This window comes from Kitasatospora sp. NPDC059827 (assembly GCF_042731675.1).
Classification (GTDB): domain Bacteria; phylum Actinomycetota; class Actinomycetes; order Streptomycetales; family Streptomycetaceae; genus Kitasatospora.
On the sequence record NZ_JBHWIV010000024.1, the window covers coordinates 96169 to 108895 of the forward strand.

Below are 12727 nucleotides of genomic sequence, written 5' to 3' on the forward strand. Positions count from 1 at the left end.
ACCTCCCGGAGTCCACCGCCCTTCCCGCTCAGGGCACCAGCACCAGCTTGCCGGTCGTCCGCCGGGACTCCAGGTCCGCGTGCGCCCGGGCCGCCTCGGCCAGCGGGTAGCGGCCGGTGATCCGCTGGATCAGCCGCCCCGCCCGCACCAGGTCGAACACCTCGGCGCTGCGCCGTACCAGGGCCTCGCGGGTGGGGACGTGGTGGTGCACCACCGGGTAGGTCAGCAGGATGCTGTCGGGCAGGTCGGTGGGCCGCAGGGTGGGCACGCCCATGAAGGGCCCGTAGTAGGCGTGCACGCCGTGCGGGCGCAGGGCCAGCTGGGACGAGGCGAAGGTGTCGGCGCCGCCGCCGTCGTAGACGACGTCGGCCCCGCGGCCGCCGGTCAACTCCCGTACCCGCTCCTGGAAACCGGCGCCGGAGTGGACCAGCACGTGGTCGGCGCCGGCCTCCTCGGCCGCGGCGGCCTTCTCCGCGCGGGACACCAGCCCGATCACCCGGCCGCCGCGGGCCTTGACCAGCTGGGTGAGCAGCAGGCCCACCCCGCCGGCCGCGGCGTGCACCACGGCGGTGTCGCCCGGGCCGACCGGGTAGGTCTCGGTGCTCAGGTGGTTGGCGGTCAGGCCCTGCATCAGCAGGCCGGCCGCCGTCGCGTCGTCGATGCCCTCGGGCACCTTCACCAGGGCGGAGGCCGGGATCGCGAGCAACTCGGCGTAGCTGCCCGGGTGGTAGAACCAGGCCACCCGGTCGCCGACCGCCAGGTCCGTCACCCCCGCCCCGAGCGCGCTGACGTACCCCATGCCCTCGGCCCCCAGTACGACGGGGGCCGCCCAGCCCCCGGCGCCCTGCGAACGGGCCCCGACGTCCATGTAGTTGACCCCGGCCGCGCCCAGGCGCACCAGCACCTCGCCGGGGCCGGGCACGGGGTCGGGCAGCTCGGTCCAGCGCATGACCTCGGGGCCGCCGTGCTCCTGGATGCGGATCGCGTGCATGGGGTGACACCTTCCTGTGCGGGTTCGTCCCGGGAGGGGACGTCCAGCACGGTAGGCACCCGAAAATGGACCCACAAGTCCAGAAACCGGGAACTCACTGGCCCCGCCCGGCCGGTACCACCGGCCGGGCGGGGCAGCGGAGTTCAGGAGGCGGTCGGGCGGTGCGGGCCGGCGGCGCGGTCCTGCTTGCAGGCCTCCTGCTGGAGGAGGACGGCGATCTGGTCGACGTCGTCGTTGACGTCGAAGAAGCCCTGGATGTTCGGGACGGCCGCGCCGTTGACGCCGACGAAGAAGGTGTAGAGGTGGCCGTCGTCCGCCTGGAGGTAGCCCGCGTAGGTCTGGGCGTTGATGGCGAACTGCTGGTTGAGCCAGTCGAAGCCGATGATGGTGCCGGGCTTGGCGAAGACCTTGCCCCTGGCCGGGCAGGCGTCGGTGTTGCAGTAGAGCGCGCCGGTGCCGGAGACGCCGAGGATCGGCAGCGAGGTGCGGAAGGCGTCCGCGTCGGGGGTGCGCAGCCAGTACGCGAGCAGCTGGTTGAGCCCGGTGGGCGTGACCCGGTCGACGGGGACGTCGCCGCGCCCGTCGGCCATCTGGAACTGGGTCGGGTCCACCTTCGCGGTGTTGGTGAGGAAGTCGTGGATGACGGGGAAGCCGTCGAAGCAGTTGGTGCTGCCGCGGTCGGCGGCCATGTTGCACAGGGCCAGGTTGGCGCCGAGGTTGTGGCTGACGTTCAGGATCAGCTTGGCGTACTCGCGGTACGGCGGGGAGACGAAGGCGGCCACCTGGGGATCGCCGCTGTACGAGGCGGGCAGCGCGGCCTGCGGGTTGGGCCCGGTGGGCGGGGCGGTGACGGTGACCCCGGCGCGGGCCAGCGCCTCGATCAGGGCGGTGCGCCCGAACGCGTTGGGGTCCTGGACCTGGGAGATCTTCAAGGTGGGCGGGGCGTCGGCGGCGATGGTGCCGGAGAGGGTGATGGCCGTGCCGTCGGGGGAGGCGCCGACCTGGATGTCGGTGGTGCCGCCCGCGTCGACGGTGCGGACGGTGGAGGTGACCTGGTAGGGCGCGACCTGGGGGCGCCAGCTCAGCTGCGCGGGCTGCCCGGGGGAGGAGGGCGTGGTCAGCAGGTCGATGACGTTGTCGTTGATGATGAGGGGCGTCGGCTGGGGGCTGATCGCGGGGGGTGTGAACAGCCGCGGGTCGATGACGACGTCGCCGTCGACGGCGGTGATGCCCGAGTCGCGGACCTGACGGGCGATCTGGTCCAGGCCGGCGAGCGGGTCCTCCGGGGTGAGGGTGGCGCCCGGGACGTCGTCGGCGTAGGTGTGGTCGATGGGGGTGAAGTCGACCGACCCGTCCGCCTTGGTGCGCCCGCCCATGGTGAGGTCGCCCTGGGCGACGAGCGCCAGGTTCCCGGTGAGGGTCGACCCGTCGAGGCGGCCGACGGCGTGCACCGGCGTGGTGAAGCGGTGGTCGGGGCCCAGGGCGTGCCAGGCGCCGGAGATGGTGATCAGCTTGACGGTCGAACCCGGCATGAAGAACTGGTCCGGGTAGCGGGAGTGGAGGACCCGCCCGTCCTGGGGGTCGATCTCCAGCAGCCCCCACTGGGCGTGCTGGTAGGCGGGCTTGTTCATGATCGCCGTGATGTCGGGGCCGAGGTCGTCCTGCGGGTTCCCCGCGGGCGCGGCGGCGGCCGTACCGGCCACGACCGCGAGTGCGACGCCGACGACGGCCCAGGGCCGAAGCCGGCCGCGGATCCTTGCTCTCATGCGCTCAGCCGTTCCTCGAGTCGGAAGCCCCGTTTCGCGGGGCGCTCAAGGCGCACATGGTAGGTACGCGGACTCCGGGCGCCGGGACCCCCGGCGGCGTGCTGACGACGCGGGGTGTGAAAACCATCCGATCGGTCGAAGGCGGGCCCCGGGGACCGGGACGGCGGGCCCGGACGGCGAGGTGAGGCCCGGGCCCGCGGCTCCGCGGGCCCGGTGCGGCCCGCTCAGCCGTTCGTGTGGGACGCCCTCCCGGACGAGAAGCTGGCCAGCCGGAGCTGGAGCCGGCATCCGCCGGGCCGGTCGTCGGTGTCGATGCGGACGGTGATCTGGCGGTCGTTGTCCACGGGGCTGAACAGGCCGAGATCAGGGCCGGCGTTCCCGCACTGGGCGCGGTCGCCGTCCGAGGAGTAGTTGACGCCGATGCTCATGCCGATGGGACTCGACAGGGCGAACGTGAGATCGCATCCGCCCGGTCGGTTGTCGGTGTCGATCCGGATGGTGGGGCCGAAGGTCCGGGACGTCCCGTCGATCGGCATCCGGTGGGTGCCGGGGTTTCCGCACTGGGCGGGATCGCCGCCGGGGGTGGCCTGGAAGGTGTAGGTGACGGACGAGCCCCTCAGCAGATCGTCCGGGTCGTAGATGCCGAACGCGAGCCGGCAGCCGCCGGGGCGGGAGTCGGTGTCGAAGCGGATCGGTTCGGTCGCGTCGAAGTCGTTCTTCCACTGGTCGCCCGTTCTTCCGCCGCACTGGCCCGGGTCTCCGTCGGCGTTGAACCGGATGCCGAGCTGCGGAGGGGTGAACAGCTCGGTGCGGGCTTGGGCGAGGGGCACCGGGACCGTGCCGATCGCGGCCGCCGTCGCGGTGACGGCGGCAAGCAGCGACAACCTCCGGGTGAAGCTCTTCATGGCGAACGGCCCTTCGTGCAGGGATCGATGTTTCCGGGGTGAAGGCTTCCGGCGCCCCGAACACCCCAAACCCGGCACTGGTGGGCAAGGAGGGGGCATCGCCTGAACGGCCCAACGGCCGTTCGCCCCCTTCGCGTTGGCGTTCGGCAGGGGAACGGAGGAAGGGGAGGGGAACGGAGGCAAGGGGGGAGGGGAGCGGAGGAAAGGGGGAGGGGCGCTCGTTCGTCGCGGCCGTCCGTGGTGGCGGGTCCGGCAGGGTCTGAAACAGTGGGCCCGGACCGCAGCCGCTGCGGTCCGGGCCGTCGCACCGCACAGGTGAGGGGGCTCGTGAACCTGGGGGAGTGAACCTGTGCGTGTGCAGACCGGGCAGCTGGAGCAGCAGCCTGCGACCGAGACCACCGACAAGCGATCCGTACGGCACGCCCTGCTGATCGCCCTGGGCAGCGGCATCGGCTACATGCCGTTCGCCCTGACCATCCCGATCCTGCCCGGCCTCGTCACGGGCCCGTTGCACGGCGGCCCCGCCGAGGTCGGCGCCGTCGTCGGCGGTTACGCGCTGACCGCGCTGCTGTCCCGCCCGGTGTCGGGCGCGCTGATGAACCGCCTCGGCGCCCGGGCCCTGACCATCGGCGGCGCGATCCTGACCACGCTCGCCACCGTCTGCTACCCGCTCGCCGGGTCGGTCGCCCAACTCGTGGGCCTGCGCATGCTGGTGGGCATCGGCATGGGCGTGATGCTGGCCGCGACCGGGGTCTGGCCGGTCCAGCTCGTCGCCAAGGACCGGCAGAGCTGGGCACTGGGACTGAGCGGCACCGTCATCTACGTGGCCATCGGCCTGGGCGCCCCGCTGGGCACGCTGGTCGAGCACCTGGCGGGCACGACGGCCACGTTCGTGATCGCCGGGCTGCTCGCCCTGCTCGTCATACCCATCGCCATGTCCGTACCCGAGGTGCGGGTGCCGCCGAAGGCGAAGGAGGGGGCGGGCGGCATCGAGCGGGGCCGGGCGCTGCTGGGTACGGTGCTGTCCAGTGTGGCGCTGGTGTTCACCGCGTTCGGCTTCGCGGCCGTCTCCGGCTTCGCGGTCGCCAAGTTCGACGCCCTCGGGGTGGCCGGGGGAGCGGCCGTGGTCACCGCCTACTCGCTGACGGTGGTGCTGCTGCGGGTGGCGAGCACCTGGATCCGCTGGGAGGCCACGCGACCGGTGGCGCTCGCCGCCCTGTTCCTGGTCGAGGCCCTGGGGGTCGCGCTCATCGGGCTGTCGAACGGCCTCGTCCTGGGCGTGGTCGGCGGGGTGCTCACCGGGATCGGCATGTGGCAGATCTACCCGGTGCTGGGGCTGTTCGTGGTGCGCTCGGTCGACGAACGCGGGCGTGCCACGGCGCTGTCGACCTTCGGGGCCTGCTTCACGGTGGGCCTCGCCGCCGGCAGCGGCTCGCTCGGGCTGGTCGCCGAGGCCACCGGGTACCGGACGATGTTCCTGGTCTGCGCGGCCTGCGTGGGGCTGGGCCTGCTGGTGGCCGTGGCGGCGGCCCGGGTGGCCCGGACCCGCTGACGCCTCCCGGCGGCGGGGCGCCCGCGTTCGGCTCGGCTCCGTCGGGGACCGTACCGGGCCGTCGGCGGGCGGTTCGTCGTCGGCGCCGGGGTCGGGCGGGTCGGGCGTACGGCCGTCCCGGAAGGCCCGTCAGGCCGTCGGGCCGCCCCCGCCCCCGCCCGGCCCGGGCATCGGGCGCTTCATCGCTCGGGCCGCCGGAACAGTGCCGCCCACAGGCCGGGCCGGCCGAACCGGCTCGCCTCCGGTGCCGATTCGTCGCGCATCCGCCGCAGCTCCACCTCCTGGAGGCCCAGCGGCCCCTCGACGAAGATCCGGCGCAGTTCGTCGGCGGTGTAGGCCGGGGCGCCGTGCGGGGCGCCGTCCCGGTACAGCTGCGCGTCCGGGGTCCGCGTCCCCGCCCCGTCGCCGTCCGGCGCGCAGCAGACCAGCCCCAGGTGTCCGCCAGGCGCCGTCAGCCGCTCCAGCAGCGCCAGGTAGCCGGGCCGCCGGTGCGGCGGCAGGTGCTGGAAGAGGCCCGAGTCGTAGACCAGGTCGTACGGACCGGTCAGGGCGGCCGCCACCGGCCCGAAGGCGTCCCCGCAGTGGAAGCGCACTCCCAGGTCGAAGCCGAGGTGGTACTCGAACTGCTCCTGGCGGCTGCGCGCCTGGTCCAGGGCCCGCCGGTCGCGGTCCAGCCCGTCCATGGCGAAACCGTGCATCCGCAGGTGGAGGGTGTTGCGGCCGTTGCCGCAGCCGAGGTCGAGTCCGCGTCCACCCGTGGACGCCCCGATCACCCCGCGGTCCAGCAGGTCCGCCAGGCTCTCGTCCGGCTTCCCGGTGGGGGCCGGCACCGGCCGGCTCCGGTCGGCGTGTTGCGGCGCCCGTTCCCGCCGGGCCTGCGCGAACAGCCCGTCGAGCAGCTCCAGCAGTTCGTCTTCGGTCCGCACCACCCGTACGTCACCCTGTTCCTGCGCCATGTCCGCCTGCCCCTTTCGTCCCCCACGGTCGTCGCGACGCTACCGGGAACGGGCCCGCCCGCGCGGGCGGCGGGCGGGCCGACGGGACAGCTGCGGCGATCGCCCGCATCCGTTGCGGGCCGGGGCCGGGGCCGGGGCCGGGGCCGGGGCCGGGGCCGGGGCCGTGGGCGTGCCTACGAGCCGGCCGTGGCCAGGTCCAGGGTGGTGGCCATCACCGGGCTGGTGAAGGTGTTCGTCGCGGCGCCCGGGTTCTGGTGGTAGGAGCCCCACTTGAGGTAGTTGCGGTCGCCGTCCCAGGTGGTGCCCTTGAAGGTGCCCGCACCGGTGCTGAACGTCTGCTTCTTGCCGTCGAACCAGAAGTCGATCGTCCCGTCGGTACGGCCCAGGTGGATCTTGAGCGCGTACGCGTGCCACTCGCCGTTCTTCACCGGCGCCGTCCACAGCGGGTGCGCCACGTGCTCGGTGTCCCACTCCTGGAGCCGCACCCGGCTGTTGGTGATGTCGATCTCGATCGGGTGGTTGGCGGTGCCCTCGCTGGGCGAGCACTTGAGCTGGAACACGTACCGGCTCTGGTCGTCCTTGATGTCCACCTTGGACGACCAGCCCAGGTAGAAGGTGCCGCCGCTCTTCAGGTCCGGGCCGACCGTCTCGCAGCGCTCCTGGTCCGCGGCCTGGAAGGCCCGCCATACGCTGCCCTTCACCGGGTCCTTGACGACCCCGAAGGTGCTCGGGGCGGCGCACTGCACGCCGGGGAAGGAGGACGGGCCGGTCTTGGTGCTCGGGGTCCACAGGACCTTGCCCGCCGGGGCGGCGGCGGTGCCGGCGGCGGCCGAGCCGCAGGAGATCGCGAACACGGCGAGGGCCAGGGCCCCGACGGTGAGCCTGCGGTGGTGGGGCAGAACGGACATGCCACTCCCAATGGGGGGAATCGGGTGGTCGGATCGCTCGGTGCGATTCGACCACCCGACGGCCCCGCTGACCAGGCGGAACGACCGGCGGAAGTACCGTCCGGTCATGTCCCGGCCAATTCTGCCTACGGCGTGGGCCGCTGCCCCTCGCCCCCGGAGCCCCCGGACGGCGCGTCGTACGAGGAGGTGCCCTCGTCCAGCAGCGGCTCCTGGGTCTTGAGGTGAGCGGGGGCCAGCGCCCGCAGCGCGTGGTAGCCGGTGATGACGACGAGCGTCCCCAGGGCGATGCCGCTGAGGCTGAACGTGTCGCTGAACTTGAGGGTCACGTTGCCGATGCCGATGATGATGCCCGCCGCGGCCGGCACCAGGTTCAGCGGGTTGCGCAGGTCGACCCCGGACTTGATCCAGATCTGGGCGCCGAGCAGCCCGATCATGCCGTACAGGATGACGGTGATGCCGCCGAGCACCCCGCCCGGAATGGCCGCCACGACGGCGCCGAACTTCGGGCAGACGCCGAACAGCAGGGCGAAGCCGGCCGCGGCCCAGTAGGCGGCGGTGGAGTAGACCCGGGTGGCGGCCATGACGCCGATGTTCTCGGAGTAGGTGGTGTTGGGCGGGCCGCCGAGCGCGGTGGAGAGCACCGAGCCGATGCCGTCCGCGGAGATCGCGGTGCCCAGCTTGTCGTCCAGGTTCTCGCCCGTCATCTCTCCGACCGCCTTGACGTGCCCGGCGTTCTCGGCGACCAGCGCGATCACCACGGGCAGCGCGACCAGGACGGCGGACCACTGGAAGGAGGGGCCGTGGAAGGCGGGCAGGCCGATCCAGTCCGCCTTGCCGACGCCGGAGAGGTCCAGGCGCCAGTGGTCGGTCAGCTGCCCGCCCGGGCCCACCGAGTGGATCCTGCCGAAGACCCGGTCGAAGACCCAGGAGATCCCGTACCCGAAGACCAGCCCGAGGAAGATCGCCACCCGCGACCAGAAGCCGCGCAGGCACACCACCGCGAGCCCGGTGAACAGCATCACCAGCAGCGCCGTCCACTGGTCCTGCGGCCAGTACGTGGAGGCGGTGACCGGGGCGAGGTTGAAGCCGATCAGCATGACGACGGCGCCGGTGACGATCGGCGGCATCGTCGCGTGGATGATCCGCGCCCCGAAGTACTGCACCGCCAGGCCCACCAGGAACAGCACCACGCCCACCACGAGCACCGCGCCGGTCACCGTCGCGCTGGTGCCGCCCTGCGCCCGGATCACCGCGGCGACCCCGACGAAGGACAGCGAGCAGCCGAGGTAGCTGGGCACCCGGCCGCGGGTGGCCAGCAGGAAGATGACGGTCGAGACGCCGGACATCATGATCGCCAGGTTGGGGTCGAGCCCCATCAGCACCGGGGCGACGAAGCTCGCCCCGAACATGGCGACCACGTGCTGGGCGCCGAGCCCTGCCGTGCGGGGCCAGGAGAGCCGTTCGTCGGGGCGGACGACCGCTCCCGGTGCGGGCGTTCGCCCGTCACCGTGCAGCTTCCAGCGCACGCCGAGATCCATGTGGGGGTTCACTTTCTGTCAACTTCCGGGGGGTGTTCGCACCATTCTGGTGCCTCCCGGCCCCGAATCGCGCCCCCGGCCCCGCTCCTGACCTGCGCACTCGCGCGGGCGGCCGGGGCCGGGGGAGTGCGACGGGGCGTCAGCCCCGGGCCTCGGCGGCGGCGTTCGCCAGGTCGCCCAGCCAGGCGTCCAGGCCCTGGCGCAGGATCGCGGTGGCGGCCGGGACGTCCGCGTCGACCTGCGGCCCGGTGTGGGTCTCCTCGGTGCGCACCAGGACGCCGCCGGGCACCGGGGTGAAGGTCCACACGTGCACGCCGTCGATGCGCAGGCCCTCGGCGAGGGCGGGGCCGGTCCAGCGGATGCAGGCGCCGCGCTTCAACTGCCGGACGGTGGAGGTGATGGACAGGGCGGGGGCGGTGGTGGCGGGGTTGGGCGGCAGCGGGGTGGTCCAGTGGAACGCCGAGCCGGCCCGCAGCGGACCGCGGTCCAGGCGCTCGGCGCCCGACACGGCGTGCTGCCAGGACGGCCAGCGGGCGACGTCGGTCTGCAGCCGCCAGACGGTGGACAGCGGCGCGTGGATCACGGCCTCGGTCCGGTAGCGGACCTGGGCGGCGGGGTCGACGCCCTGCCCGCGGCAGGTGAGCGGGGCGGGGGAGTGGGCGGCGTCGGCCTGGGCGGGCACGGCGGTGCCGAGCACGGCGAGGGCGGCAGCGGACAGGGCGGCGGCGGACAGGGCGGTGCGGATGCCGGACATGGCGGTCCCCTTGGGTCGACGGAGGTCTGGTGGATCCGTTAGGTGTTCTGTCGTTCGTTAGAAGTTGTAACTCCTGAGCCCGGCCGGGGTCAACAGGCCCAGTGATAGCCTCTAACCAAAACTTGAGGATGTAGCCCACGCGGCACGGAAGGCGGCGGAGCATGGCGGAGGCGGAGGCGGACACCGCGACCCCCAGGGAGCGCTACCGCGCCCAGGTGCGCGAGGAGGTCAAGCGGCACGCCCGGGAGCAGATCGCCACGGCCGGGGCCTCCGCGCTCTCCCTCAACGCCATCGCCAAGCGGATGGGCCTGAGCGGGCCCGCGCTCTACCGCTACTTCGCCGGCCGCGACGAGCTGATCACCGAACTCGTCCGCGACGCCTACCGCAGCCTCGCCGACACCCTGCGGGTGGGCGCCGAGGGCGGCGCCGACCTGCGCGCGCTGGCCCACGCCCTGCGGCTGTGGGCCCTCGCGGACCCCCAGCGCTACTTCCTGATCTACGGCACCCCCGTGCCCGGCTACCACGCCCCCGAGGACACCACCGCGATCTCCGGCGAGATCATGACGGTCCTGCTGGACGCCTGCGTCGCCGCCCCCGCCGGGCGGGAGTCGCCCCCCACCGCGCTCGCCGGACACCTCGCCGACCACCGCGACTGGGCCTTCGGCCACCCCGCCCCGCCCGAGGCGCTGCACCGCTTCCTGAGCCTGTGGACCCGCCTGCACGGCGTGCTGTCCCTGGAGCTGGCCGGCCACTTCGCCGGGATGGGCTTCGATCCCGCCCTGCTCTACGCCGCCGAACTCGACGACCTGCTCGCCTGAGCGCCCACCCCACCGGGCCTTGAATGTGATCCAGCTCACATATGTCATGACACATGTGTCGTGACATATGTCGTGTACCGTCTTCGGTATGAGCACTACGGCGAAAACCCCGACCCTCGTCTTCGTCCCCTGCTTCTCCGGTGCTCCGTGGAGCGCCGAGCAGCTCGCCCCCTACGGTGAGGCGCCCCGGCGGACGCTGCGCCTGCCCGAGGGCGTCGACGACATCGAGCGCTACGCCGACCACGTCGAGAACGCGGTCGCGGACCTGGACGACTACGTGCTGGTCGGCGACTCCTTCGGCGCGAACATCGCCCTCGCGCTCGCGACCCGCCGCCCGCGCGGCCTGCGCGCCCTGGTCCTGTCCGGCGGATTCGCGGCCAACCCGGTCGACTCCACGGCGTGGAAGGCCCTGATGCGGGCGATCGGCTCGGCCCGCGGCCCGCTGTACCGGCAGCTGACGCTGCGCGCCCACGCCCACCGCCTCGCCTCCCCGTTCGACGGCGAGGGGCAGGTGCCCTGGAGCGAGGCGCGCAGCCGTGAGCTGTTCCTCGTCAATACCCCGGCCGGCTCCTTCGGCGCCCGACTGCGTGCCGTCCTCACCGCCGACTACGTGGGCGCGCTCGGCCGGGTCCAGGTCCCGACCCTGCTTCTGAGCCCCTCGCACGACGTGCTGATCGGCGAGGACGCCGCCAAGGTCATGCTCGCGGGCATCCCCGACGCCCGGGAGGTCGTGCTGCCGCGCACCGGCCACATGTTCCGCTTCTCCCACCCGGCCACCTACGCTGCTGCGGTCGACGACTTCCTCGACACCCTGCCGACCATCGACCCCACCACCCGGAAGGACGCCGGTGCGTAACGCCGAACACCTGCGGTTCGCGATCCTGGCGGCCCAGCGCGAGGGCAACCGGCTGCTGATCCAGGCCCTCAAGCCCCACGGCATCACCCCGTCGCAGGCCGAGGTGCTGCGCCTGCTCCAGCAGCACGGCACCTTGAGCCTCAACGGGCTCGGGCAGCTGCTGGTGTGCGAGAGCGGCACCAACCCCAGCCGCCTGGTCGAGCGCGTCGTCGCGGCCGGGCTGGTCGAGCGCCGCCCCGACGAGGCGGACCGCCGCTACCTCCAGCTCAGCCTCACCCCCGAGGGCGTGCGCCTGGCCACCGCCGTCGCCGAGATCGAGGAGTTCCTCTACGCCGGGATGGACGCCGCCGCCGAGGGCCTGGACACCGACGCGATGCTCGCCTTCCTGCACCGGTTCATCGACCCCCTGCCCTCGGGCGAGGCCCTCAACAAGCGCCTCGGCCTCGACTGACACCACGACCCCGACCGGCGCCACGACGCCGACCGGCACCACGGCCTCGACCGACAGCACGGCCTCGACCGACAGCACGCTCCGCTCGCAGGAGATGCCGACGGGACGTCACAGCAGCTTCGCCCGTGCCGCCTGGATGCCCGTCTGGAACCGGGTCCGGGCCCCGAAGCGGTCCATCACCTGATCTCGCATGGGTATGCGCGAAGCACCGTATTCCTGGCGTTGGACAGCCCAGCAGAGCGTCAGTCAGTGGCAGAGCCACGACCACCGGAGACCCAGTTGCGACTATCAGTGTCAGTGGGGCGCATTACGGTGATCGCGTTGACCGAAAGGGGGTTGGCCGGGTGATCCGTGCGTATAAGTTCCTCATGCGGCCGACCATGGGTCAGCAGCAAGCGCTTGCTCAGATGTTGGGGGATCACTGTTCGCTTTACAATGGCGCGTTGCAGGAACGGCGTGACGCCTTCGGGCACGGGTCGAAGACCACGATCCGGTACGGCGATCAGTCGGCGCAGCTCAAGGAGATCCGGGCGTTCGATCCGGAGCGTCAGGGCCGCTGGTCGTTTTCCTCGCAGCAGGCCACGTTGCGCAGGTTGGACAAGGCGTTTGCCGCATTTTTCCGCCGGGTCAAGTCCGGTGAGACGCCGGGCTATCCGCGCTTTCGTGGGGTGAACTGGTTCGCACGGTGGACTTCCCCAGGGACGGGGACGGCTGCCGCTGGGATTCCACACCACATGATCCGGTCACCCGTGTCCGGGTCCAAGGTGTTGGACACGTCAAAGTCAATCGGCACCGGCTGGTGACGGGGAATGTCAAGACCCTCTCGGTCAAGCGTGAGGGCAGGCGCTGGTACGTGGTGCTGACTGCCGAACAGGGTGAACCGGAGCCGCTGCCCGCGACCGGCTCCGTGGTTGGCATCGACATGGGCATAGCCAACTTCCTCGCCGACTCCAACGGTGAGTTCGTCCCCAACTCCCGCCACAGGGCCAAGGCAGCCGCGAAACTCGAAGCCGCGCAGCAGGCCCTGTCACGATGCAAGCGGCGTGGCAACCGCCGCAAGAAGGCCGTCCGGCGCCTAGCCGACCTGCACCGCAAGGTTCGTCGCCAGCGTCTCGATCACGCCCACAAGACCGCCTTACTGATCGTTTCAGAATGACTTTCGAAGGCGCCGGAGGCAGATGATGCTGCAGGCGAGGTCGAGTAGTCCCTGGTGGAGATCGGCGCGTCGCTCG

Annotated in this window: 11 protein-coding genes and 1 pseudogene; 5 read left to right on the forward strand and 7 right to left on the reverse strand. The window is 72.4% G+C overall.

Annotation, left to right across the window (positions count from 1 at the left end; translation table 11 throughout):
- Positions 1–28 precede the first annotated feature (28 nt).
- From ACFV8H_RS17720 to ACFV8H_RS17730, 3 genes are all read right to left on the reverse strand, one after another.
- The gene (locus tag ACFV8H_RS17720) at positions 29–991 is read right to left on the reverse strand and encodes a quinone oxidoreductase family protein (protein WP_380400701.1); all 963 of its coding nucleotides are present in this window, start codon (positions 989–991) and stop codon (positions 29–31) included.
- A 143-nt stretch (positions 992–1134) separates the two neighbouring features.
- Entirely contained in the window at positions 1135–2757 is a 1623-nt protein-coding gene (gene dacB / locus ACFV8H_RS17725; RefSeq protein ID WP_380400703.1) for a D-alanyl-D-alanine carboxypeptidase/D-alanyl-D-alanine-endopeptidase, read from the reverse strand.
- A gap of 224 nt (positions 2758–2981) precedes the next feature.
- Positions 2982–3662 (reverse strand): hypothetical protein, encoded by a 681-nt coding sequence (locus tag ACFV8H_RS17730; protein ID WP_380400705.1) that lies wholly within the window; start codon positions 3660–3662, stop codon positions 2982–2984.
- Between the two features lie 349 nt (positions 3663–4011).
- On the opposite strand from ACFV8H_RS17730, the gene ACFV8H_RS17735 reads away from it, so the two are divergent.
- Positions 4012–5214, forward strand: a complete 1203-nt coding sequence (locus ACFV8H_RS17735) for an MFS transporter (protein WP_380400706.1) — start codon at positions 4012–4014, stop codon at positions 5212–5214.
- Positions 5215–5393: 179 nt separating this feature from the next.
- On the opposite strand, the gene ACFV8H_RS17740 is transcribed toward ACFV8H_RS17735, so the two are convergent.
- From ACFV8H_RS17740 to ACFV8H_RS17755, 4 genes are all read right to left on the reverse strand, one after another.
- Positions 5394–6170: a class I SAM-dependent methyltransferase gene (locus tag ACFV8H_RS17740; RefSeq protein WP_380400708.1), complete on the reverse strand. Its 777-nt coding sequence runs from the start codon at positions 6168–6170 to the stop codon at positions 5394–5396.
- Between the two features lie 173 nt (positions 6171–6343).
- On the reverse strand, positions 6344–7078 hold the full coding sequence (locus tag ACFV8H_RS17745; RefSeq protein WP_380400710.1) for a heparin lyase I family protein: 735 nt from the start codon (positions 7076–7078) through the stop codon (positions 6344–6346).
- A gap of 125 nt (positions 7079–7203) precedes the next feature.
- Complete coding sequence (locus tag ACFV8H_RS17750; protein WP_380400712.1) at positions 7204–8616, reverse strand: uracil-xanthine permease family protein; 1413 nt, start codon at positions 8614–8616, stop codon at positions 7204–7206.
- A gap of 139 nt (positions 8617–8755) precedes the next feature.
- Positions 8756–9370, reverse strand: a complete 615-nt coding sequence (locus ACFV8H_RS17755) for an SRPBCC family protein (protein ID WP_380400714.1) — start codon at positions 9368–9370, stop codon at positions 8756–8758.
- Positions 9371–9531: 161 nt separating this feature from the next.
- On the opposite strand from ACFV8H_RS17755, the gene ACFV8H_RS17760 reads away from it, so the two are divergent.
- The 4 genes and pseudogenes from ACFV8H_RS17760 to ACFV8H_RS17775 all read left to right on the forward strand — a co-directional run.
- Positions 9532–10188 (forward strand): TetR/AcrR family transcriptional regulator, encoded by a 657-nt coding sequence (locus tag ACFV8H_RS17760; RefSeq protein ID WP_380400715.1) that lies wholly within the window; start codon positions 9532–9534, stop codon positions 10186–10188.
- Positions 10189–10276: 88 nt separating this feature from the next.
- On the forward strand, positions 10277–11044 hold the full coding sequence (locus ACFV8H_RS17765) for an alpha/beta fold hydrolase (RefSeq protein WP_380400717.1): 768 nt from the start codon (positions 10277–10279) through the stop codon (positions 11042–11044).
- Positions 11037–11495 (forward strand): MarR family winged helix-turn-helix transcriptional regulator, encoded by a 459-nt coding sequence (locus tag ACFV8H_RS17770; protein ID WP_380400719.1) that lies wholly within the window; start codon positions 11037–11039, stop codon positions 11493–11495. Before ACFV8H_RS17765 ends, ACFV8H_RS17770 begins: the two co-directional genes overlap by 8 nt.
- A 344-nt stretch (positions 11496–11839) precedes the next feature.
- Positions 11840–12648 (forward strand): annotated as a pseudogene (locus ACFV8H_RS17775) (RNA-guided endonuclease InsQ/TnpB family protein); the annotation flags it as partial.
- Between the last annotated feature and the right edge of the window lie 79 nt (positions 12649–12727).